The 21454-nt window shown below is 50.4% G+C and carries 20 protein-coding genes; 8 read left to right on the top strand and 12 right to left on the bottom strand.

The window, feature by feature from the left end; genetic code table 11:
* Positions 1-28 precede the first annotated feature (28 nt).
* Positions 29-1354, bottom strand: a complete 1326-nt coding sequence (locus tag LZG72_RS11620; protein WP_233871868.1) for a Gfo/Idh/MocA family protein — start codon at positions 1352-1354, stop codon at positions 29-31.
* 268 nt (positions 1355-1622) lie between these two features.
* Here LZG72_RS11620 and LZG72_RS11615 point away from each other — a divergent pair, with 268 nt between their 5' ends.
* From LZG72_RS11615 to LZG72_RS11605, 3 genes are read left to right on the top strand one after another with little or no spacing between them, the layout of a single operon-like run.
* Complete coding sequence (locus tag LZG72_RS11615; protein WP_233871865.1) at positions 1623-2585, top strand: MBL fold metallo-hydrolase; 963 nt, start codon at positions 1623-1625, stop codon at positions 2583-2585.
* A gap of 46 nt (positions 2586-2631) precedes the next feature.
* Positions 2632-3600, top strand: coding sequence for a TIGR03885 family FMN-dependent LLM class oxidoreductase (locus LZG72_RS11610; RefSeq protein WP_233871862.1), 969 nt, complete (start codon positions 2632-2634; stop codon positions 3598-3600).
* A 2-nt stretch (positions 3601-3602) separates the two neighbouring features.
* Entirely contained in the window at positions 3603-4274 is a 672-nt protein-coding gene (locus LZG72_RS11605) for a DUF6766 family protein (RefSeq protein ID WP_233871858.1), read from the top strand.
* 68 nt (positions 4275-4342) lie between these two features.
* Here LZG72_RS11605 and LZG72_RS11600 read toward each other — a convergent pair whose 3' ends face one another.
* From LZG72_RS11600 to LZG72_RS11570, 7 genes are all read right to left on the bottom strand, one after another.
* Positions 4343-4888, bottom strand: coding sequence for a ferritin-like domain-containing protein (locus LZG72_RS11600; protein WP_233871855.1), 546 nt, complete (start codon positions 4886-4888; stop codon positions 4343-4345).
* A 107-nt stretch (positions 4889-4995) separates the two neighbouring features.
* Positions 4996-6546, bottom strand: coding sequence for an FAD-dependent oxidoreductase (locus LZG72_RS11595; RefSeq protein WP_233871853.1), 1551 nt, complete (start codon positions 6544-6546; stop codon positions 4996-4998).
* A 69-nt stretch (positions 6547-6615) separates the two neighbouring features.
* Positions 6616-7308, bottom strand: a complete 693-nt coding sequence (locus LZG72_RS11590; protein ID WP_233871851.1) for a DUF421 domain-containing protein — start codon at positions 7306-7308, stop codon at positions 6616-6618.
* The gene (locus LZG72_RS11585; protein ID WP_233871849.1) at positions 7305-8033 is read right to left on the bottom strand and encodes a DUF421 domain-containing protein; all 729 of its coding nucleotides are present in this window, start codon (positions 8031-8033) and stop codon (positions 7305-7307) included. Before LZG72_RS11585 ends, LZG72_RS11590 begins: the two co-directional genes overlap by 4 nt.
* Positions 8030-10207 (bottom strand): glycogen debranching protein GlgX, encoded by a 2178-nt coding sequence (gene glgX, locus LZG72_RS11580; protein ID WP_233871847.1) that lies wholly within the window; start codon positions 10205-10207, stop codon positions 8030-8032. Before glgX ends, LZG72_RS11585 begins: the two co-directional genes overlap by 4 nt.
* Before the next feature lie 24 nt (positions 10208-10231).
* Positions 10232-10972, bottom strand: a complete 741-nt coding sequence (locus LZG72_RS11575; protein WP_233871845.1) for a DsbA family protein — start codon at positions 10970-10972, stop codon at positions 10232-10234.
* 11 nt (positions 10973-10983) lie between these two features.
* Positions 10984-11943, bottom strand: coding sequence for a manganese catalase family protein (locus LZG72_RS11570; protein ID WP_233871843.1), 960 nt, complete (start codon positions 11941-11943; stop codon positions 10984-10986).
* A gap of 250 nt (positions 11944-12193) precedes the next feature.
* Here LZG72_RS11570 and LZG72_RS11565 point away from each other — a divergent pair, with 250 nt between their 5' ends.
* The 3 genes from LZG72_RS11565 to LZG72_RS11555 all read left to right on the top strand — a co-directional run bounded on the left by LZG72_RS11565 (position 12194) and on the right by LZG72_RS11555 (position 14452).
* Complete coding sequence (locus LZG72_RS11565) at positions 12194-12715, top strand: DUF4142 domain-containing protein (RefSeq protein ID WP_233871841.1); 522 nt, start codon at positions 12194-12196, stop codon at positions 12713-12715.
* Positions 12716-12806: 91 nt separating this feature from the next.
* Positions 12807-13964 carry a zinc-dependent alcohol dehydrogenase gene (locus LZG72_RS11560; RefSeq protein ID WP_233871839.1) on the top strand — a complete coding sequence of 386 codons (1158 nt, stop codon included), beginning with the start codon at positions 12807-12809 and terminating at the stop codon, positions 13962-13964.
* 5 nt (positions 13965-13969) lie between these two features.
* Positions 13970-14452, top strand: a complete 483-nt coding sequence (locus LZG72_RS11555; RefSeq protein ID WP_233871837.1) for a hypothetical protein — start codon at positions 13970-13972, stop codon at positions 14450-14452.
* A gap of 105 nt (positions 14453-14557) precedes the next feature.
* Here the strand turns inward: LZG72_RS11555 and LZG72_RS11550 are convergent, their stop codons facing one another.
* The gene (locus tag LZG72_RS11550; RefSeq protein WP_233871835.1) at positions 14558-15823 is read right to left on the bottom strand and encodes a HAMP domain-containing sensor histidine kinase; all 1266 of its coding nucleotides are present in this window, start codon (positions 15821-15823) and stop codon (positions 14558-14560) included.
* A gap of 119 nt (positions 15824-15942) precedes the next feature.
* Between LZG72_RS11550 and LZG72_RS11545 the strand changes: the two genes are divergently transcribed.
* Together LZG72_RS11545 and LZG72_RS11540 are read left to right on the top strand one after the other, a co-directional pair.
* Positions 15943-16821 carry a response regulator gene (locus LZG72_RS11545; RefSeq protein ID WP_233871833.1) on the top strand — a complete coding sequence of 293 codons (879 nt, stop codon included), beginning with the start codon at positions 15943-15945 and terminating at the stop codon, positions 16819-16821.
* A 157-nt stretch (positions 16822-16978) separates the two neighbouring features.
* Entirely contained in the window at positions 16979-17584 is a 606-nt protein-coding gene (locus LZG72_RS11540; protein WP_233871831.1) for a hypothetical protein, read from the top strand.
* A gap of 22 nt (positions 17585-17606) precedes the next feature.
* Here the strand turns inward: LZG72_RS11540 and LZG72_RS11535 are convergent, their stop codons facing one another.
* From LZG72_RS11535 to LZG72_RS11525, 3 genes are read right to left on the bottom strand one after another with little or no spacing between them, the layout of a single operon-like run.
* A complete protein-coding gene (locus LZG72_RS11535) occupies positions 17607-18602 on the bottom strand; it encodes a glycosyltransferase family 9 protein (RefSeq protein ID WP_233871829.1) in 996 nt (331 codons plus the stop codon).
* Positions 18599-19582, bottom strand: a complete 984-nt coding sequence (locus LZG72_RS11530) for a glycosyltransferase family 2 protein (RefSeq protein ID WP_233871827.1) — start codon at positions 19580-19582, stop codon at positions 18599-18601. Before LZG72_RS11530 ends, LZG72_RS11535 begins: the two co-directional genes overlap by 4 nt.
* On the bottom strand, positions 19582-21297 hold the full coding sequence (locus LZG72_RS11525; protein ID WP_233871826.1) for a carbamoyltransferase C-terminal domain-containing protein: 1716 nt from the start codon (positions 21295-21297) through the stop codon (positions 19582-19584). The genes LZG72_RS11530 and LZG72_RS11525 overlap by 1 nt, the downstream gene beginning before the upstream one ends.
* Between the last annotated feature and the right edge of the window lie 157 nt (positions 21298-21454).

Below are 21454 nucleotides of genomic sequence, written 5' to 3'. Positions count from 1 at the left end.
ATGAGGGCTAGGTGCTTTTCATGGCCGGTCACACGACTTGCGACAGGCCGGGAATCGGAACCGGATAATTACCGTCTTTATCGGGTTTTACCGGCGGCTCGGCGTCCCAGGCAAATCTGCTGGGCAGCAGCGTGAGGTCGGAATTGAGAGCTTCGTCCCATTCCACCATTTTACCCGAGTGAACAGCCATACGTCCCAGAATGGTGGTCATCGTACTTTTGGCGCCCCATTCGGTGTCATTTAATGGCGTATTATTCCGGATCGCATCAAACAGTACATTATGTTCGATCTGGTATGCACTTGCTGCATCCTTGTTCGGGTTTCTCCATATCTGCTCTCCTTTGGCATTCTTAATTCCGGCCTGAAGGCTTGCGGTACCGTCGGCTCCCTGAAACGTCGCCCCGCCTTTGTTCCAGGTACCGCTGATGTGGCGGATCTGGCTGTTTAGTTTGGTCCCGTCAGCGTATTCGTATTCAATATAAAAATGGTCGAAGATATCGCCGCTGTCGGGGCCGCTCAATGAAGACCGGCCGCCCATTCCCTGCGCACGTATCGGATAACCTCCTTTTACCCAGTTGACTATATCCGTATTGTGGATCTGCAAGCCGGCGGGTGATCCCGCCCAAAGCCAGTTGAAATGGCGCCAGTTACGCAGCTGATACTCCATTTCCGACTGCCCGGCGACGCGTGGAATATTCTTTACCGGCCCGATCAGGTAATAATCGGTAGCCGAAATGACCCTGCCGATCGCTCCCTCCTGAATTTTCTTAACCATTTCCTGATAGCCCGGGTCGTACCGGTTCTGCAGACCTACCACCACTTTCAGGTTTTTACGTGTAGCTTCCTTGCCCGTTTCAAGTACCTGCCGGATTCCCGGTGCATCGGAAGCAAGTGGTTTTTCCATAAACACATGTTTTCCAGCCTTCACTGCGGCAGAGAAATGTAACGGCCTGAAAGCCGCAGGAGTTACGAGAAGAACCACATCGGCGCAGGCAATGGCTTTTTCGTAAGCGTCAAAGCCGACGAATTTTTGATTCTCAGGTACTTTTACGAAGTCTTTTACCCGTCCCACTTTCATCAGCGTCGCGTAAGTTTCGTCCAGCTTGTCCTTGAACACATCGGCCATAGCCACCAATACGGCATTGGCGTTGGCGCTCAGTGCATTTAAGGCAGCTCCGGCGCCACGGCTTCCACAGCCGATCAGCGCTATTTTGATCGGGTCGCTGCTCAGGGTCCAGGCATTCGCTTTTCCGGCGAAAGCGGTGCCGATCAGGGCACCACCCACAAGTGTAGCCGACTCTTTTATAAAATCACGGCGACCGGCGTTAATGGTCGTTTTACTGTCTTCGTTCATAAACCAGATGTATTTTAATCAAATTCGAAATTTGCAAATAAGGAAAAGGCATTCAGCTGTTCAGCCTACCCTTTTTTCATCGCGTATTGTGCCAGGGAATCGTGTATCATTTCTATGCACGATTAAGCTAAGATCGGGGAAAACTGGCATTTATAAAACGAATGCCGGCGGAATCCCGCAACGAATACCTCCATTTTTACAACCCTGATTTCAGTGGCACAATTTTGTAGATCACGCGGTCATTCATTTAAACTAACCAATCCGGAAAATGAAAGAATCGATTGAAGTCAGGCAGGAAAGCTATTTTCAGGTAGCGGAGGGTATCTGGGGAATGAAGGACGTTATGGTAAATGTTTACTTTATTTCAACAGCCGAAGGCTGGGTCCTCGTGGATACAGGCCTTAAAAGTGCTTATAAAAAGATAAAAAACGTAGCAGGCCAACTATTTGGCGATGGTGTTCCCCCTCTGGGAATCGTGCTCACTCACGGACATTTCGACCACAGAGGTTCTCTGGAACAACTCCTGCTGGACTGGGATGTGCCGGTTTACGCACATCATCTCGAACTACCCTATCTCACGGGGAAGTCGGCATACCCGCCCGCTGACTCTTCTGCGGGTGGTGGGTTAATGACTGCCCTGGCGGATTTTTACCCTCGCGATCCCATCGACGTGAGCGGAACGGTAAAATCACTTCCGTTCAACCAGGAACTTCCGGTACTTCCGGAGTGGCGTTACATTCACACGCCCGGCCACGCGCCCGGGCATATCAGCTTGTGGCGGGAAGAAGACAGAGTGCTGATCGCGGGTGACGCATTCGTCACTACCAAGCAGGAATCGGCCTTCTCGACACTCACACAAACAAAGATCCTGTCGGGCCCGCCCCGATATTTTACCTGCGACTGGCAACTTGCCAAAACCTCTGTGGAAACCCTGGCTGACCTGCAGCCGGAGGTGGTTGCGACGGGTCATGGAAAACCTATGCGGGGACCGGAAATGCGGCAGGATTTGATGCGGCTGGCCGACGAGTTTGAGCGGCTGGCAATGCCTGCACATGGCAGATATGTGCCAGATCCAGCGGTTACCAATGAATATGGAGTTGTCTCATTACCGCCAAAAACGCCCGGAATGCCCGAAAGGATCGCTCTCGGTGCGGGGGTAGTGGCTATGGCAGGATTGGGCTTTGCCATCGGGACCAGCCTTGCAAAAAAAGGAAAATTTGCATTACGCTGAAGTTCGGCAGACAAAATGATTATTAACATATTGAAACAAAAAAGGTATGACCAAGATTAAAGTAGGTTATCATGCTTCTCACGAGCAGTTTAAACCCAGTGAGCTTACCACATTTGTGAAACAGGCCCAGCAGAGCGGCTTCACAAATGCGCTCAGCTCGGACCATTTTTTCCCATGGGGCGAAACGCAGGGTGAAAGCGGCTTTGCATGGAGCTGGCTCGGGGCAGCCATGCAGGCAACGGATATGCATTATGGCATTGTAAATGCACCCGGCCAGCGCTATCACCCTGCTATTATTGCACAGGCAGTGGCTACGCTCTGCGAAATGTTCCCGCACAGGTTCTGGATCGCAGTGGGGAGCGGACAATTTCTGAATGAGCACATTACGGCAGAAAGGTGGCCGGCAAAGAAAGAACGGAACCAGCGGCTTAAAGAATGTGTCGATATCATGCGCGCACTATGGGCTGGTGAATCTGTGACACACGACGGGATGGTGCAGGTGTATGACGCCAAATTATATACACGGCCTGATTACATGCCAGCCATTGTCGGCGCTGCACTTACCGAGCAAACCGCCCGGTGGGTTGGTAGCTGGGCCGACGCGATGATCACCACATCCCGGCCGCCGGATGAGCTGAAAAGAATGATCGACGCGTTCAGGGCAGGAGGCGGGGAAGGCAAGCCTGTTTACCTTAAAGTTCAATTATCTTATGACACGTCCCTGGCACAAGCTACCGAAGGTGCGCACCAGCAATGGAGAAACAACGTGTTCGCGTCATCGCTTCTTTCTGATATCCGTTCCCCAGTCGGGTTCGATGCGGCAGGGGCGCTGGTGAGGCCGGAGGATATGCAGTCGGGTGTGAGGATTTCCGACAGTACCGAGCAGCATGTGGAATGGCTGTCCAGGGATATTGAAGCCGGCGTTTCGGAGCTTTACCTTCACAATGTAAATCTAAACCAATCCAATTTTATTACTATGTTTGGAGAGAAGGTACTTCCCCATTTAAATCGCTAACTATGACCTCGTCGTCGAAATCTCATTCTTTTTTCTACAGAAACGGGCTGGGACTGGTGGCTCTCACCTTGTTTGTTGTGGCACTTGTTGGACAGATATTCACGGGCTGGCATGAGCATAATGCAGAACTTCAGCAAAATGGAGCGCCTGCAATCGGCATGCTGAGTTACTTCTCCAGTGGACATTTCATTTCTGCGACCTTTGAGAATTTTGAAAGTGAGTTTCTTCAGATGGCTTTATATGTGGTATTGACGGTGGGCTTGCGGCAGAAAGGATCGGCAGAATCGAAATCGCTCGACGAGCCGGAGGATGTGGACAGGGAGCCGGTTGCCGGTCCGGATGCCCCATGGCCGGTCAGAAAGGGAGGTTTGGTATTGAAACTGTATGAAAATTCGCTTTTTATCGCTTTCGCTATTTTATTCCTGATCAGCTGGGGGCTGCACTTGTACGGCAGCTGGACCGACCATAACGAGCAGAATTTGCTCGAAGGCAAAGGAAAAGATACTGTGGCAAACTATTTAACTCAGGCCAATTTCTGGTTTGAAACCTTTCAGAACTGGCAGAGCGAATTTTTGTCGATCGCCAGCATTGTACTCCTCACAATTTTTTTGAGACAAAAAGGGTCGCCCGAGTCCAAGCCAGTCGACGCCCCGCATTCTGAAACTGGCAAATAACAACTTACCCACAAGAAAAAAGCTGACTAGTATGTAGCCAGCTTTTTTCTTGTGGGTATCGATTGAAATTACTCTACACTCGCCTGTTCATTGACATATGATTCGGCGAGTTCGGTAAGCAGGTGATCCGTTTCTCCTTCCTGATCCAGTGTTTGCTGCAACAGTCCGGCTACATCTTCATATCCCAGCGTTCTCGCAATGTTTCTTAATGTACCGTAAGAAGCAATTTCATAATGCTCCACTTTCTGGGCAGCCATAATAAGGCCGCAGTCACGGACCATCGTTCCTTTATCTGTACTTTCGATGATCTCGTTCGCTTCTTCAATCAAACCTTCCATTGCAGCACATTTTTTTGCCTGTGCTTTTTCACCGATAATCTCAAACACCTGCTCTACAGTGGCAGCATGTTGCTCAGTTTGAGTGGTATGCAATTCGAATGCCGATTTCAACTCTTCCGAAGTCGCACTTTTTGACATTTTTACCAAAGCTTTCGCCAGGTTCTTTTCAGCCCAGTAAATGTCTTTTAGTCCATCCACCAGTAACTCTTTTAATTTGTCACCGTCTTGTTCTGTTATTTGTTTTTTTGCAGTGGTTTTGCTTTTAGCAGTTTTCATAGATTTTAGGTTTAAAGTGTTCGTTGATTTTTTGTTGTATTAATTTAAAAAACCGTACCAACCGCAACCTCCTTTAAACCCTACCCTACATCTGAAATGCGCGTCATTTACTGGTTAGTAGGAATGTTCGCTTCGATACGCGTCAGGTTTTCCCGCGCAGGGCCGGTCAGTACCGTTCCATCGGTATCAAAACGTGCGCCATGACACGGGCAATCCCAGCTTTTCTCCGAGTTGTTCCAATGGACAATGCATTTGGCATGCGTACACACCGGATCGAGGGCCTGGATGTTTCCATGCGGATCTTTATAAATCGCGAGCTTCTGACCATCGTATTCCACAATCTCACCGGAGTCCTCAGGCAGTTGAGAAACGGATTCGATCTCTTCCAGGCCGAGACGGTCGCCTACGAAACGCGCGACGACATCTGCATTTTCTTTAATTATTTCGGTAAAACCGGCAATCGGTTTAATGCGTGCCGGATCGTAAAGCGACTTGTACTCACTTTCACCCTGCAGGATCAGGTCGCTCAGCACCATTGCGGATACGGTTCCGAGGATCATCCCATTGCCGTTGAAGCCGGTTGCTGTATAAATGCCGTCCGGGGCACCCGGCAATTTGCCGATGTAAGGCAGGCCGTCTGCCGGAACGTAGTATTGTGCCGACCATTGGGTGACTACCTCTTTGACCGGATAACATTGTTTTGTAAAACTGATCAGATCTTCGAAAGACTGCTGGGGATCGCCATGGCCTGTCTTATGATCATGGCCGCCAGCCACCAGGTATTTTTGTCCATCGATGACATGCGTCCTGAAATAATGGTAAGGTTCCTGCATATCATAAACCAGGCCGTCGGGATAGGCGTCGTAAGTCAAGGTAGCTGCGATGACGTAGCTGCGGTAAGGCGCATTCCGGAAATGCAGCACGTTGATCCCACCCGGCGGGATATGGGTAGCGTATACAATCGCTTTCGTCCTGATCTGTGCCGAACCTGCCGAGGCGATATGAACTCCTTCTTCGGTTTTTACATCCTGAATGAACGTATCTTCCAGCACGACGCCCCCAAGGTTGCTAAACTGGCTTTGCAAGCCAAGGATGTATTTTAATGGATGAAACTGCGCCTGACGGTCAAAGACAATCGCCTTCTGATACTCAACGGTTACAGGAACCTGGTTGGTAACGCGCACTTCAACCCCGGCCCGGATGGAGCTGTCGAGAATGTCGTCGAGCTCCTTGGTTTCCTGCTCGTTTTGTGAATACACATAACCATTCTTCCATTCAAAATCGCAGTCGATCTGGTAGGTTTCAACCAGCTCGTGGATCAGCTCCACGGATTCGGCAATGGACTCGGCAAACTGCCTGGCGGCATCTTTACTGAATGCGCTTTCCACTTCGGCATAAGTCGTGTCCGCAAAGGTATTGATGTGGGCAGTAGTACCTCCGGTGGTCCCGTACCCGAGGTTATGGGCATCCGCAACAACGCATTGCAAACCCGCCTTTTGTAATAATAAAGCAGTAGTCAGGCCGGTAATGCCCGCTCCGACTACCAGTACATCATACGTTTTGGATGGGTTAAATGGCGTTTGATCCGCCGTGGGTGTCGTATTTTTTTGCCAGAGACTTTGATTTCGTCCGTCGCGTGTGTTTTGATTGGTTTCCATATATAGCAAATATTTTTTTAGTCGGTACCAAAAACTAAAATCATACCAAGGTGAATGATCCCGGGTATATCATTGCAAAGATACCGCCGGCGACCACCGGTCACTTCCGCAGTTGCTGCAAGGCCGATCGCGCGCCGCGCCAGCTGGATTATAGCCGCATATACCGCACACCTTTACCGGCTCGTGCTTGTAGGTCTGGTCCTGGAACTCCGTATCCATATCCGGCAATACGCCCAATCCGGGTGATACGTCCGTGTCGCGGATGATGGCGAAATTGCCTCCCGCCTCAAAATACAGCCGCTTTACTTCCCCCAAATGCAGGACATCGTTACTGCGAAGCTGAGCAAAAACGCGCTCCCTGGTAATCCCTGCCGTTTTCATGTTTTTCAAATTCAAATGGTGGTCGGATACAAGTACGGAAATGTTACCCTGGGTGAGCGACTCGAGCTTCTGGCTCCGCGTAGCCAGCCAGGCGGTCAGTTGCTGGATCAGGGTCACAACTGCGGCAATGATAAATGCCGGAAGGATCCCGCGGTCGGGGGCCTGTAATGGAATACCAATGGCCGCTGCCAGTGAAACCATGGCGATCATTTCGTTCCGGCTGAGCTGCGAAGCCATCCGTTTACCCATTAACCTCATCGAGATCATCAGAATGGCATAGATCACGGTTATTCTCAGAATAACTTCCCAGTAAAATGCACCCGGGACTTCGCCTACGAATATGCGCTGCCAGTCGTTGAATTGAATATCTTCAGGTTTCATTTTTGGCTGATTATTTGATTGGATTCAGTCGAAACCGACATACTGGCCTGTTCCCAATGATTGGAATCGCAAACCGGACATTGGCCCGAGGCATACTCCTCGGGTAGCGTTTTTCCGCAATTCAGGCATACCTTCTTGCCCTCGCTGACCTCCTGCGAAAAGGAATTAATTTCCCTGTCGTCCGGTGGAAAAAGGATCAGGCCGGGCGCTGGCTGCTTTTTCTTACAAATCGTAAAAATGCCGCATGCTTCCAGATAAACCCGGTCAATTTCGCCGAGGTTGAATATTTCCTTCCCGCGAAGAGCCGAAAACAACTGCTGCCTGGATATTTTGGTCTTACGCATCGTGTCTACTTCCATGACACCGTCTTTCACCAGAATGCTCGCACTTCCCTGACTTATGTCCTCGAACTTTGCACTCTTGTACTCAGCCAGGGTTAAGCCACGCTGGAAAATCAGCGCACAAACGAGGATCATTATTCCCAGCAGCAAACCCGTTTGGGGCATTTGCATACCGGGAGAAACGATCGCACCAAGGGTGATCATTACGGCCAGCTCGGAAATGGTAAGCTGACCGCCCATTCGTTTGCCCATTAACCTCACGATTACCAGTAGGATGAGGTAAATGATGAATGTGCGGATCAGCACTTCTACTAAAAAAATCGGCGGCGCTTGTCCGAAAAGGATCCGATTCCAGTCTCCGGGTATAATTTCTTCTTTTTTCATCGTTTACCAGGACATCTGAGTGCAACCACAGCATGCCCCATTACATTCAGCGTATCACCGGAAGCGACCGTGTATTCGTTTTCTCCAATAAAATTTTCCGCAGTATTGATCACAATGTGCCATTCGTCACCGCATTCTTCATTGGGCAGCTCAAAATCGAGCGGCTCGTCCCCCGTGTGAAAAATAATGTAGAAGTGATCGTCCTGAAGTCTGTTGCCGTCAGAATCCACACACCGGATACCTTGCCCGTTGAGAAAGACGCCGAAGGAGCGGGCAATGTCGTCGTCCCACTGCTGATCGGGAATCTGATGCCCGTCCGGCCGGAACCACATGATGTCTTTTACATCCGAACCGATGACAGGCAGGTCCTGGAACCAGCGACGACGGCGGAAAGTGGGGTGTTCTTCACAAAACCGGATGAGCGATTTGGTAAATTCCAATAGCTGCTGATCCGCCGCTTTCCAATCCAGCCAGGAGATCTCGTTGTCCTGACAATAGGCATTGTTATTGCCATTCTGGGTTCTGCCGAACTCGTCGCCGGCAACCAGCATGGGAACACCCTGTGAAAGGAACATGGTCGTCAAAAGGTTTCTTTTCTGCCTGGCTCTCAGTGCATTAATCTGGGTATCATCCGTCGGGCCTTCTACGCCGCAGTTCCACGAATGGTTGCTGTCGTCGCCATCGTTGTTGTCCTCGCCATTGGCCTCGTTGTGTTTTTCATGATAGCTTACCAGATCGTTCAGGGTATAGCCATCATGGGCGGTGATAAAGTTGATACTCGCAGTCGGTCTCCGGTAATCGCTTTGGTACAAGTCGGGACTGCCGGTAAAACGATGGGCAAATGCCGTCATTGCAATGTCGGAGCCCCGCCAGAAGTCACGGACCTGATCGCGGTAAATGCCGTTCCATTCTGCCCAGCCAGTGGGGAACTTGCCAACCATATAACCTTCTTCCCCGATATCCCACGGCTCGGCGATAAGCTTCACCTGCGAAATGACAGGGTCCTGATGTATAATATTAAAAAATGAGCTCAGACTGTCCGTTTCGTGCAAGGTGCGGGCCAGCGCCGCCGCCAGGTCAAACCGGAAACCATCCACGTGCATTTCGGTCACCCAGTACCGGAGGCTGTCCATGATGAGCGCCAGTACATTGGGAAGCTGGACATTCAATGTATTCCCGGTTCCGGTGTAATCCATGTAATGCCGCATGTCGTCTTTCATCAGCCGGTAGTAGGCGGCATTGTCCAGTCCCTTGAACGACAATGTGGGCCCCATGTGATTGCCTTCCGCGGTATGGTTATAAACCACATCCAGGATTACTTCAATGCCAGCTTTGTGCAGCTCGCGAACCATTTCCTTGAACTCCCTGACCTGTCCGCCCGGCTCCCTGTTGCTGCTGTAACGGTTGTCGGGTGCAAAGAAGCCCAATGTATTATAACCCCAATAATTGGTAAGTCCCTTTTCGAGCAGGTGCTGGTCTTCTATGAAATGGTGTACAGGCATCAGTTCCACAGATGTGACGCCCAGATCTTTGAGGTACTGAATGGAAGCTGGGTGGGCGATACCGGCATAGGTTCCGCGGATCTCCTCGGGAATTTCCTCCCGCATCATGGTAAAACCTTTTACATGTACTTCGTAAATGACAGTGTTGTGATAAGGTATTTCCAGTCGCGTATCGCCCTGCCAGTCGAAGCCGGGGTCAATCACCACCGCTTTAGGCATAAAACCCGCACTATCCCCCTCGTTGTAACTCAGATCCTCTTCAGGATCGCCGAACTCATAGCCAAAAACAGAATTGTCCCATTTGATACTGCCATTAATGGCCTTACAATATGGGTCGAGCAATAATTTGTTGTGATTAAAACGGTGGCCGTTCTCAGGATCATGGGGTCCGAACGCCCGGTAGCCATATAACTGGCCGGGTTCAAGTCCCGGAATGTACACATGCCAGATATGATGGGTTACCTCTTCAATCTTTATTTTCATGAATTCCTCCGCCTCATTTTCCGGTTGAAAAAGGCAGAGTTCTATGCCATCCGCATTTTCGGAAAAAACGGCAAAATTGATCCCTTTGCCATCCCAGGTTGCACCGAGCGGGTAGGGCCTGCCAGGCAATGTTTTTACCTTCTGGCCACTTGGCGATTCCAGCAGTTCGTTTTCAATGCGTCTTTCCATTGTCTTATTATTCTTAAAGCTTGTTCAATTTGTTGATATGGGTGTCCGGGAGCGATCTTCAGTAATTTTTGTGCCAGATTTCACCGGGTGCTGGAACGATACGTGTAACTGGTTGAATGCATCCACCAGCGCGTTGTAGGGCCGGAAGCCTGTCATGATCAACCCTTTGCCCGATTTAGTTAAGGTTATTGTCGGAAACCGGCCGATCTGCGCGTAGGCCACCTGTCGAAGGTCGCTTCGAAATGCATCGCGGCTTAGAGGATCGTCGTAATCTTTCACAAACCGGTCGTAATCAAAAATTTCGGGGTGGGCGTTACTGGTGCTGCGGGCGACTTCCAGCAGGATCTCCTTTTTTGAAATGTTCAGCGAGTCCACCATCACCGCTTTCCAAACGGCGTGCAGGTAATATTCCGATGCTTCAAAACTCTGCAAGCCTGCGGTTTTTATGGCGATCGAAGCCGGATAGGAGGAGGCGGGCGGCTCTTCCCGGCTCCAGATAATGTCATTGATCTCTGCACCGGTCCGGTGCTGCGCTTCCATCCAGATCGGGCCCATTTGGGCAGGCCTGCTCACGGAGTTAAACGGATCGTTGTATTTTGTCCAGTCGGGGATCATCCCGCCCAGGCAATAGGAGTAGGTGATCTGGTCTTTGTACTGTTCGATAAAACGTTGCCAGTGGGGCAGAAGCGCCCAACTCCAGCAACAGAGCGGATCGGTATAGAAAACGATTTTCACCCGATCCGCCTGATGGTTTGTTAAGTCCAACTTAGTTTTGGTTAAAGTTCATTAATGAGCCCTCCCGATTTGTCGTATGTGCTCCATTGCGCATCGATCTCGGCAGTAGCACTCGTGATTTCCTCACTGCGCAGCTTACTCAGTTCTTCGTTTAATACTTTTACTGTTTTTTCGGTACGGTCTGTTCCTGTTGGTGTCAGGGTAGTGAGTCCCTCCGTATCCAGCACCTGCTGCAAAGGATCTTCAATATACTGCCATGTTTCGCCCAGCTGTGTGCTGACACCCTGGTTCCATGGGCCGCGCGCCTCCATTCCGCTGGACATGTTGTAATACAGGTTGCTGAAACGTGGGTCGCCTTGCAGGATGCCAGGAGGGAAATTAGGCTGAATGGTTGCCAATGCAGCTTCAAACATCTGATAATGCGCAATTTCGCGGGTCATCAGGAAGCGGAGCGTTTCCTTCACGGATGGGTCATCGGTGAATTTCATCAGGTACTCGTAAACGATTTTTGCCCGAGATTCCGCTGCAATGTTCGAGCGGAGATCGACCGTCAGGTCGCCGTTTGCATTCACGTAAGCGGCTGTCCAGGGAATCCCGTTACTATCCGTTAAATGAGGGCTTCCTCCGGTAAGTACCCCAAAGTGCGGATTGATGATGGCCTCATGAATAAAATCTTCTTTTGCCGCAGTACCATCCAGCAATTTCATGATCTCCGATTCTTCCGAGGCATTCTTCAATTCCCCATTAACACCACCCAATAACATTTGGATCGTGGCACCTACAATTTCAAGATGGCTGAATTCCTCAGTGGCAATATCCATGAGCAGATCATACTTGTCCGGATAGGGGTTTTTGGCACTGAATGCCTGTACAAAATACTGCATGGCCGCTTTCAGCTCTCCATTGCTTCCACCGAACTGTTCCAGCAGAAGACGTGCAAATTTCGGATCGGGTTTAGAAACCCTGGCGTTGAACTGTAATTCTTTAACGTGATAAAACATAGGATTTTTGGTTTGGTTGCTGGTTTTTGAAAGTCGTGCCCTTGTAAAAACCTGTGCCACGATCAAACACCTGGAGTTCGCCGCTTTCTTTCCACAGAACTGGGGAATTGCCCGGAGTAGCGATCCGTAGTGCATTTTCAGGAACTGCTACTTGAGTTCCCGGGCGGAATTCAGACGGCGCAAACCGCACCTGTTTAGTGGCATGGTTTTTATTAATCACTGCAATTTTTCAATTCAACCAATCCATCTCATGAGAGCGAGTTTACTAGTAATAACCTGTTTGTTGCTTGCCGTGGTCCTGGCATTTTCAGATCGTTTCGAGAGTGATTCTCCGGACAAAGCATTTGTACTTTCCGCGGCGGACGGCGGAATGCTTGAAGTAAAGCTTGGGGAGCTTGCAACAAAAAAAGCGACCATGCCGAAATGCAAGGAATTTGGAAAAATGATGATCACCGATCACACCAAAGTAAATGGCGAGCTGAAAGCACTGGCCGGTAAAAAGCAGATCACCATCCCAACCAAGCTGAGCACTGCCAAGCAGCAGATGTACGATAGCCTGGCCGCCCAGAGCGGCGAGAAGTTCGACATGCTTTACATGAATATGATGATAGCCTCTCACGAAGAGACGATCGGGCTATTTCAGACAGAATCCAATAAAGGGCAGGACCAGGACTTTAAGAAATGGGCCGATGCTAAAATCCCCGCATTAAAACATCATCTCGAGATGGCCAAGGAGCTTTTTCCAGCGGAACTGAAAGCGACTGGAAACTGAGCAGGCCGGATAACCATGCTTCCGCGCGGGCATGATTTTATAGAACTCCGCCGTCAAATTTCATTTCATCAACAATCTAAAAAGTAAAAATATGCTAGCAATGAATTACCGCGGGCCATACCGGATCCGCGCTGACCGCGACAAACCGATGCCGCAAATCGAACATTCGGGCGATGCGATTGTTCGGGTTACCCGTTCGTGTATCTGCGGGTCGGATCTTCACCTTTATCACGGCCTGGTACCGGATACCCGGATCGGGACTACGTTCGGGCATGAGTTTATCGGCGTGGTAGAAGAAGTGGGATCGGATGTGAGAAACCTGAAAGTCGGCGACAATGTACTTGTGCCATTCAATATTTCATGCGGCAAATGTGTGTTTTGCGAGCAGGAGCTTTATGGAAACTGCCACGAGTCGAACCCGCAGGCAACAGCCGTGGGCGGGATCTTCGGGTACTCGCATACTGCCGGCGGGTTCGACGGCGGACAGGCCGAGTACGTGCGTGTTCCGTACGCCGACATTGGCCCCATGGTGATCCCGGCAGATATGGATCATGATGATGCCGTGCTGCTGACAGACGTTGTACCCACCGGTTATCAGGCAGCTGAAATGGCTGGTATAAAACCAGGCGATACGGTGGTGGTTTTCGGGGCCGGGCCAATCGGCATTATGGCGGCCAAATGCGCCTGGCTTTTCGGTGCGGGGCGCGTCATCGTGATCGATCACATTGAATACCGTCTCGAGTTTGTGAAACAATATGCGCAATGCGAGGCTTATAATTTCAGGTCACTGGAAGACCCGGTTCAATTTATCAAAAAGACGACCGACTGGATTGGGGCCGACGTGTGTATTGATGCCGTGGGCTGCGAGGCTGCGGGAAGTGCGTTTCATACCATTACCGGACGGAAACTGATGTTGCAGGCCGGGGCCGCGACGGCATTGCACTGGGCGATCAATGCAGTGAAAAAGGGTGGTGTAGTATCCATCGTGGGCGTGTACGGGCCTACCGGAAATATTATCCCGATTGGTAATGTAGTCAACAAAGGGATTACGATCAGGGCCAACCAGGCATCGGTGAAAAGACTTCTGCCCAGGCTGATCGAACATGTGCAGGCTGGCCGCATCAACCCGAAAGGAATCGTGACCCACCGCGTGCCGCTGGAAGAAGTTTCAGACGCATACCACATTTTTTCAGCCAAGCTAGACAACTGTATCAAAACTATCCTGATCCCGCCATCAGCCAGAAAATAACGATCATGAAAAAGACACAACAAGATTACAGCCATATCAATGGCTGGGGGATAGACCAGAATCCACTGGATGTACCAGCTTATCCGATGAAGCACCGGACTGAGAATGATAACAAAGGAATGATCTGGGAAAGGCCTGCTCAACAGCCCGAAACCGTGGAGATCCTGCATTCCAACGAGCGCCCGAACCTGTCGGCCGTTTTTGGGACACCTAACCCGCCGTCCGGACTAAGCGGACAGATCCGCCGGTTTGCATTCAGGTACAGTGAGTCTCAGATACCACACTGGCTCGCGCTGCTTCTGGCCGATCGTATCCAGATGTTCGAGGGTATCGCGGATGACCTCAAATCGGGCCACGTTCCGGACCTGTTCTCGGAGCTTGGCGGTCGCTCAGAATTGAAGCATAATGCACTCGGCTTTGCTAAAAAAGCAGTTGTAAGTATCGCCGTAGTGACGCTGGTCGTCGCATGGTTGAGACGAAACAGATAAAATGCGGATCAGCGACGATCTGCATGTAGTTGCGGCAATGCAGCAGAGAGATCGATCTTTCCGCTGCATTGCCGCACTTTTTTTGATTGGTATAAAAACTTGGTATCAGTTCTTCTCCGGAACCTGCCGGGTTAGAAAACGGATCCGGACCAACGTTCCCTTTTCCGGCCCGCTTTCGATATCCATCGACGCTTTCATTAGTTCGCAAAGCCTTTTAACTATAAATAAACCCAAACCTTCGCTCTCTTTAAGAGCCTCAGATCTTGTATTTGGCAGCTCCTGAAAAAGGGGCGTATCCTGGTGGCTTGCGGTCGTCGATACGGCGGGCTTCAATTGTTCGGCGAGTAAGGCCGCCGGGCTGTTCTTGGAAAAACCAGGGCCGGTATCCTGGATACTAAGTGTCCATCTTAATGCATTATCCGGCCCCCATGTGATATAAATGCCACCTTTGCGGGTGTATTTGAGCGCATTGTGAAGAAGGTTTGTCAATATGCGCTGCACTTTGACACGGTCGCTTTCCACTTCCATGATTTCGGGGCCGCTGCCCTGTAACTCCAGACCGTATTGCTCCGCGAGCGGCTTTGCGGTCTGTATCGTGTCCCGGACGAGTGCCGCGACATCGAATTTTTTAATATCAAGTGTGTCCTGTCCCGATTCGATCCGGGCGTAATCGGTAAGCTGCAGCAGCATTTCGCGAATTGTGGACAGGTTCCGGTTGAGCATGGCGATCAGTTCTACACGCTCTTTTTCGTTCGCGGGCATTTCAAGCAATTTGGAGGCGACCATTAATATACTGAAGCTGGCACGGATGTCGTGCGAGCTTTGCCGGAGATGGTCACCTCTCTGCTGGCCGAGTTGCTGAAGTTGGTTCAATGCAAATTCAAGGCTGTTCGCACGTTCCGCTGCGTCATTCTGCATCAGTTGGTGGTAGGATAAAACGCTGCCCCGGTTGGCTTGCCCGTAAATTTCATATACCTGCTGATAAATGAATTGCAGGACCTTTGCGTCCAACTGGTCGTTTTTTTCGATGAACGTCTCAATTTCCTTTATAATAATATTGAAAAGGTGCTCGGTTTCCATAATGAGCTCCGGAAGTGCATAACCGGATTGCCAGCGGTGAAGTCCGTGCTCGCTGGCTACGACCATCGCGTCGGTGGGTACCGGTTCGCCTGCCAGCCGTCGAAATAGCAGGTCGATGAGCAGCGGCATCTGGTCATTGAACTCTTCGCGTGAAAAACTACTTTTGCTGGTCATTTTCGGATCGGCCTCACACTGTATCCGCCAATCGATCAGTATGGTTTCCAGACGCGCCCGGAGGTAGTTAACCAAACTGTTCACAGTCGGTTCAGGAGACATTTTATTTTTTGCCATCAGCTTCGTAATAGTATCTGCATTCCTGACCCGGATATCTACTATTTTCGTTCCAGAACCGGATTTTTTTAACAACATTTGCACCCGGCGCCGCGATCTTGATCCAACGAGGAGACTATATGATAGATATCACTACGATTTTTATTGCTGATGATGACGAAGACGACAGGATGTTCATCCGAGAGGCACTCCAGGCCGTTATGGTCAATGTCCGGATCGTCGAATGTGCCGATGCAGTCGAACTATTGGATAACGTGACCGATCCGGAATATGCTGACGGCCCCAAGCTGATTTTGCTCGACATGAATATGCCTAAAATCCACGGGCTGGAAACGGTTTCAATGATCCGCGCCGATAAGGAGATTTCGCATATTCCGGTGGTTATGCTTTCTACCGGTTCACACTCCGAGCAGATTAAGACCGCCTACATTCGTGGCATAAATGCATACATTACGAAGCCGGTCTATACCCAGGGTTATATTCAGATCGCCGAGGCACTCAATACCTGCTTTTTAAACAATTATACTTTTCCCAAAGAACTCGCCGAGATCAAACGCAAACGGAAGACCAACGTTCTGCTGATTGAAGACAATGAGGACGAAAAATGGCTGATGTCAATGGCTTTGACGGCTACATCTCCAAATATTCATGTTACGGGCATTCACGATGAGGAGAATACTTTGCAATATCTGTCTGAAAAATTCATGCAGCCTGAGTCGGCACCGCAGCTGATCTTACTGGACCTGTATTTGCCGGCCCGGGAGAATGGCCTGAATTTGCTCGACGCCATTAAAACATTGTTACTGAATATTAAACGTCCGGCGGTGCCGATCATCATCATCAGCCACTCCAATGCAGCGGACGACATCAGCGAATGCTATCGGCAGCGGGCCAATGCCTATGTTGTGAAGTCTACGGACATGAATTCCTGGGCCCAGCATTTTTCGCACCTGTGCTATTTTTGGATGGATACGGTCGCTGTCCCCAACGTTGCCTGATTTCTCTTGGCTACCCATTTTTCTCCGTAACCAGGCCCATCTATTTTTTTTCCTACGTTTCGGATTACAAGCCTCAGGTGGTGAGCTTGAACTGGCATCGTTTTTTTAAGCGGGAGATCCTGGAAAATGGAACATTTAATTCGTAAAATATCCTGACATGCAGAAAATCAGTCTATTGTCCGGCTATGATTCAGCGACTTTATTTGATAAAATCCGCAGGAAGTCGGCCGGAGAAATAAATCAGTGGCCCGAAGCTTATTTCGCGGCCGATCAGATCAGTGGTCGTTTAAATGATATTTTCGACCACCATCGTCCGAGGCTTCCCGAGATTGACTGGGATGGGGGAAAAGAGTCGATCAATGAAAAAATTTGCCTTCTTTCTTCCTTTCAACCTGGCGCAAAACCGGGCGCTAATGTCCGGGTGAACGTGCTTACGTACGAGTATCCCTTTCAAGGAGAAATTTATTTGCTCGGCTGCCACCCGGCGCAGCTTGTTCCGGAGTCACCGGGCGAATGCTTTGTAGACCCGGTCAGACAGGTCATTGCCATCGAATATACCGGATTCAACAAAAGTCCCAGACAAGTCCTCACGATGCATCGGAGCTATCTTTCAACACTGATAGCAAGTTATTTGGAACTCAAAAACGAATTCGATGCATTCAATAGCGAGCTTCCTGGTTTCCTTCATAAAATAGTTGAAAAGAGAAAGCAGAGTATCGAAGACATGAGCAGGATTCTTTCAGCGATGCAGAAATGGAGCTGACGGAGATTTATTAAATATCCTGTTACTTAAAAGCTTTCACGGCTAGCAGTGGTTCTAGAAATGCCATTACAGGTTCAAAATCGGCATTCTGTGTCCAGTCGATGGTTTTGTGCAGATCGGTATTAAGCGGCCCCCAGCGCTCCGGTTCGCCGTCCATACTAATCACGATGCTCGGCGTTTCGGTTGCTGCCGCAATGTGGGACACGCCGGTACAGTTGCTGATCAGCAGGTCAGATTCCTTGATCAGCTGCGCGATTTCACCTAATCCGGTTTTACCTGTCAGGTTCACGGCAGGATAATCCATCAGTTCGATGACCTGCGATGTAATTCCGGCCTCCGCCTGAGTCCCTGTCACGATGACCTGGTAACCCATTCCCGCGCATTGGTCGGCCAGACAAGCGAAGTGCGAGGGAGGCCACTGGCGCCAGGCGCCGCGCGAGCCGGGGTGAACGCATACATACGGTTTCTCGATTACCAGATAAAACTGATCTTCAAGATTCTGCATTTCCGAACTAAAAACAGGGAATTCGAGTGCAGTTCCTTCTCCCGGGATCCCCAGATGCTCCATGAGTTTCAAATGCCGCAGGATCTCGGAGATACCGGTCGGATACTCTAAAAAAACATCAGGATTTCGATGATTTCCTTCGCTGTGAAAACCAGCCACACGGCTCTCTGAAAAACTTTCAAGCATATCGTTTACAATGTTGCCATTTCCCTGCATTTGCAGAATAAGGTCAAATTTCTCTTCCCGGATCTGCTTTGCAAAACGTACCAATGCAGCCGGATCAAACTCCTGCTCGGGCAGGCCGGGAAATCCGGGAAAATGGATGAAACGGTCAAAATAGTCGGCAAACCTGGTACAAAGTGATTCCGCCCACGGCAGCCCAAGCAAGGTGATTTCTGCATCGGGATAAGCAGCCCGCAATGCACGCATGGCCGGGATCGCGCACAGCATGTCTCCCAATTGCAATGCCCTGAAAACGGCGATCTTGCGGGTTGACTCAGGTGGGAATTTCATAGGAAAAGCACTTTGTACCGCCAGGCCCCGCGAAGTGTCCAGTAGACGGACAAATACGGAATCAGCAGGGAAGTGATAACCATTTCCAATCGGTGCGAAAGTGACTCATTCGTACCCCGCAGCCGCCGGGCGATAAACCATGCGATCGAGGCCAGCCATACAATGCCCGCAGCAGCGAAGACGGAGTCGGCCCCGGCGATCCATGCAATGAGGGCCACGATACTGGAAAGTATGATCACGTAGTAGCTCCAGACGGGTGCGGCGTGGATCTTTTGTCTGTAAAACCCGGGATGCTTTTTGAACAACAATGCATTAAACATACTCTTCCGCTGATCGCTGATGCTGACACCCCAAAATGCTTTCCGCACCGGGTGGCAGACCACAGCCCGGTCTGCATGAATAATGGGGACCCGTTTTTTAAGCAGCTTAAAATGCAGGTCCGAATCCTCCCGCCAGGCCGTGGGGAAGTCTTCATCAAAACCGCCCGTCAGTTCCAGCGCCAACCGGGTACAGGCACAGTTTGCGGTAATGAATTCGGCTGTGGCCAGATGCGCCACATTTTTTTCATAATCCGTCGGACGATCCGGAACTGGTACTTCTACCTTGCCGGTGAAGGCGACATCTACCCGACCTGCCTGTTTATAGGCCTGCCAGTATTCTTCCAGCCAGTGGATCGAAGGAATGCAGTCGTCATCGGTAAAAACCACCAGCTCTCCCGAACTTTTGCGCCAGCCTATGTTACGCACAGCAGCCGGCCCGCGGCGTTCAGGCGCGCTTTGAAATGTAAGGTGCATTGCCGGGTCGCGTTTTGTGATTTGCGCCATTAATGCTTGTGTTTCAGCATCGGGGCCATCGGAAACCACAATTACTTCAAACAAACCTGTCGGGTAAGTCTGCGCCACGATCGCTTCGAGGCATTTCTGCAGCAATGCGGGGCGGCGGTAGGTTGGGATAATTACGCTGATTTTTACCGAAGCCATTATTTTTCCAGAATAAATGAGTTGATAATCAATGCATCAAAAGGCGAAGTCCAGAAACATTCGATCGCATCTCTCGGTGAGCATACGATCGGTTCACCCCGTGTGTTGAAAGAAGTATTGACCAGAACAGGCACATTGGTCAACTGCTTAAATTCTTTGATCAGGTCGTAATAGGCAGGATGCTGGTCGCGGTTGATAGTCTGCACGCGGGCGGTGCCGTCCGTATGCCTTACCGCCGGGATCTTGTCCGCTTTTTCTTCTTTTACAGGATATACAAAAAGCATAAATGGCGAGACCTGCGCATCCTCAAACCACGCGGCTGCATCTTCTTCCAGCACTACCGGGGCGACAGGACGAAAATCTTCGCGGTCCTTGATGTCATTTAATCTTGCCTGCATTTCAGGACTGATGGGCGAGGCGAGGATGGACCTGGAACCCAATGAGCGCGGGCCAAACTCCATCCGGCCCTGGTACCAGGCTATCACTTTGTCCTGAGCGAGGATTTCGGCTGTTTCTTTGGCGATATTGGTCAGTTTTCGATACGGTGTCTTCGCCCATTTCATAAACTGCTCGATTTCGTCATCGGTGTATTCCGGCCCCCAGTATACATGGTCCATTTCGGCAGTGTACTTGCCCGTGTATTCTTCGGCATTCTCCTGTACATCAATCCATTGTGCGGCACCCAATGCAGTTCCGGCGTCACCGGCAGCCGGTTGTACCCATATATTTTTAAACGGCCCTTTGTCGCGGATCACCGCATTCATCACACAGTTCAATGCAACGCCGCCAGCCATACACAGGTTTTCGGAATGCGTTTGCCCGTAAAGCCAGTTGACCAGTTTAAGTACGGTTTCTTCGAGTGCCTTTTGCAGTGAATGGGCGATATCGAAATGCAGTTCACCGAAAATGTCGTCCTTTTTTCGGCTTGGTCCCCACCATTCGGCAGGGTCGAAATCTTCAATGGTGTACTGGCCGTCGTCGCCGACCCGGATCACCGAACGGAAGTTTTCCAGGTACACTGGCTTGCCATAGGAAGCCAGCGCCATTACTTTGTATTCGTCTGAAGAATGTAGAAAGCCCAGATAGGTCGTGATTTTTTCATAAAGCATTCCCAGAGAATGTGGCATGTCCACCGTCGCGATTTGGGTTAATGCATTGTTTTCCCCGATAAAATAACCGGTCGTCGCATTCTCCCCGCGTCCATCGAGCGTGAGTACTGCCGCATGTGTGAATGGAGAAGGTAAAAACGCACTGGCGGCGTGGGCAACGTGGTGATTGACATACACCCATTTTTCGGGCACCTCATACCCATCGGCAAGTCTTTTCTGCAAATGGTGCGGATAACCGTCACGAAGCTGCTCGGGCGCTTTGCGGATGTAGTTCAAAAAAACGGTGTCCCAATCTTGAAAAGTGCCCGATGCTACCAGAGTGTCCGCGTCGTCATACAATGCGTCTTCATAAACGGATGCCTCATTCACACCTTCGGGATCAAAAGAGTAGGCGACCCGGTCGACGTCTTTCAGGGTGATGCGCGCAGTTTTGAGGCAATAGTCGATCGCGTGAAACGGCAGTTCCCAGGTGGAGAAAGGTACGGGCCGTTTGCCGTGCTTGATGTGCGTGAATCTTTCTTCTTCGGCGGCGGCAATGATTTTGCCGTCTTTCACCAGCGCAGCAGCGGTGTCGTGAAAAGCTGCATTAATTCCCAGAATGTACATAGTGATTGATCGGTTTTGAAACGCAGGCGTTCCCGGCACAACTTCCATGCCAAACCGTTCAGAATCTACACCTGGGATTGGTTACGGACAGCCGGGAAGCGTCTCGCGCACGATCCATATATGGGCGAGCGTCAGTATCAACTTTTTCTGCCGAAAT

The sequence above is a fragment of the Dyadobacter sp. CY323 genome (assembly GCF_021390245.1).
Lineage (GTDB): Bacteria > Bacteroidota > Bacteroidia > Cytophagales > Spirosomataceae > Dyadobacter.
This window is presented reverse-complemented; position numbering and strand designations above follow the sequence as displayed.

What these genes read in the sequence shown, in the direction of transcription:
- LZG72_RS11620 (WP_233871868.1), bottom strand. Translation starts at nt 1,354, where the DNA reads ATGAACGAAGACAGTAAAACGACCATTAACGCCGGTCGCCGTGATTTT.
- LZG72_RS11615 (WP_233871865.1), top strand. Translation starts at nt 1,623, where the DNA reads ATGAAAGAATCGATTGAAGTCAGGCAGGAAAGCTATTTTCAGGTAGCG.
- LZG72_RS11610 (WP_233871862.1), top strand. Translation starts at nt 2,632, where the DNA reads ATGACCAAGATTAAAGTAGGTTATCATGCTTCTCACGAGCAGTTTAAA.
- LZG72_RS11605 (WP_233871858.1), top strand. Translation starts at nt 3,603, where the DNA reads ATGACCTCGTCGTCGAAATCTCATTCTTTTTTCTACAGAAACGGGCTG.
- LZG72_RS11600 (WP_233871855.1), bottom strand. Translation starts at nt 4,888, where the DNA reads ATGAAAACTGCTAAAAGCAAAACCACTGCAAAAAAACAAATAACAGAA.
- LZG72_RS11595 (WP_233871853.1), bottom strand. Translation starts at nt 6,546, where the DNA reads ATGGAAACCAATCAAAACACACGCGACGGACGAAATCAAAGTCTCTGG.
- LZG72_RS11590 (WP_233871851.1), bottom strand. Translation starts at nt 7,308, where the DNA reads ATGAAACCTGAAGATATTCAATTCAACGACTGGCAGCGCATATTCGTA.
- LZG72_RS11585 (WP_233871849.1), bottom strand. Translation starts at nt 8,033, where the DNA reads ATGAAAAAAGAAGAAATTATACCCGGAGACTGGAATCGGATCCTTTTC.
- glgX (WP_233871847.1), bottom strand. Translation starts at nt 10,207, where the DNA reads ATGGAAAGACGCATTGAAAACGAACTGCTGGAATCGCCAAGTGGCCAG.
- LZG72_RS11570 (WP_233871843.1), bottom strand. Translation starts at nt 11,943, where the DNA reads ATGTTTTATCACGTTAAAGAATTACAGTTCAACGCCAGGGTTTCTAAA.
- LZG72_RS11565 (WP_233871841.1), top strand. Translation starts at nt 12,194, where the DNA reads ATGAGAGCGAGTTTACTAGTAATAACCTGTTTGTTGCTTGCCGTGGTC.
- LZG72_RS11560 (WP_233871839.1), top strand. Translation starts at nt 12,807, where the DNA reads ATGCTAGCAATGAATTACCGCGGGCCATACCGGATCCGCGCTGACCGC.
- LZG72_RS11555 (WP_233871837.1), top strand. Translation starts at nt 13,970, where the DNA reads ATGAAAAAGACACAACAAGATTACAGCCATATCAATGGCTGGGGGATA.
- LZG72_RS11550 (WP_233871835.1), bottom strand. Translation starts at nt 15,823, where the DNA reads ATGGCAAAAAATAAAATGTCTCCTGAACCGACTGTGAACAGTTTGGTT.
- LZG72_RS11545 (WP_233871833.1), top strand. Translation starts at nt 15,943, where the DNA reads ATGATAGATATCACTACGATTTTTATTGCTGATGATGACGAAGACGAC.
- LZG72_RS11540 (WP_233871831.1), top strand. Translation starts at nt 16,979, where the DNA reads ATGCAGAAAATCAGTCTATTGTCCGGCTATGATTCAGCGACTTTATTT.
- LZG72_RS11535 (WP_233871829.1), bottom strand. Translation starts at nt 18,602, where the DNA reads ATGAAATTCCCACCTGAGTCAACCCGCAAGATCGCCGTTTTCAGGGCA.
- LZG72_RS11530 (WP_233871827.1), bottom strand. Translation starts at nt 19,582, where the DNA reads ATGGCTTCGGTAAAAATCAGCGTAATTATCCCAACCTACCGCCGCCCC.
- LZG72_RS11525 (WP_233871826.1), bottom strand. Translation starts at nt 21,297, where the DNA reads ATGTACATTCTGGGAATTAATGCAGCTTTTCACGACACCGCTGCTGCG.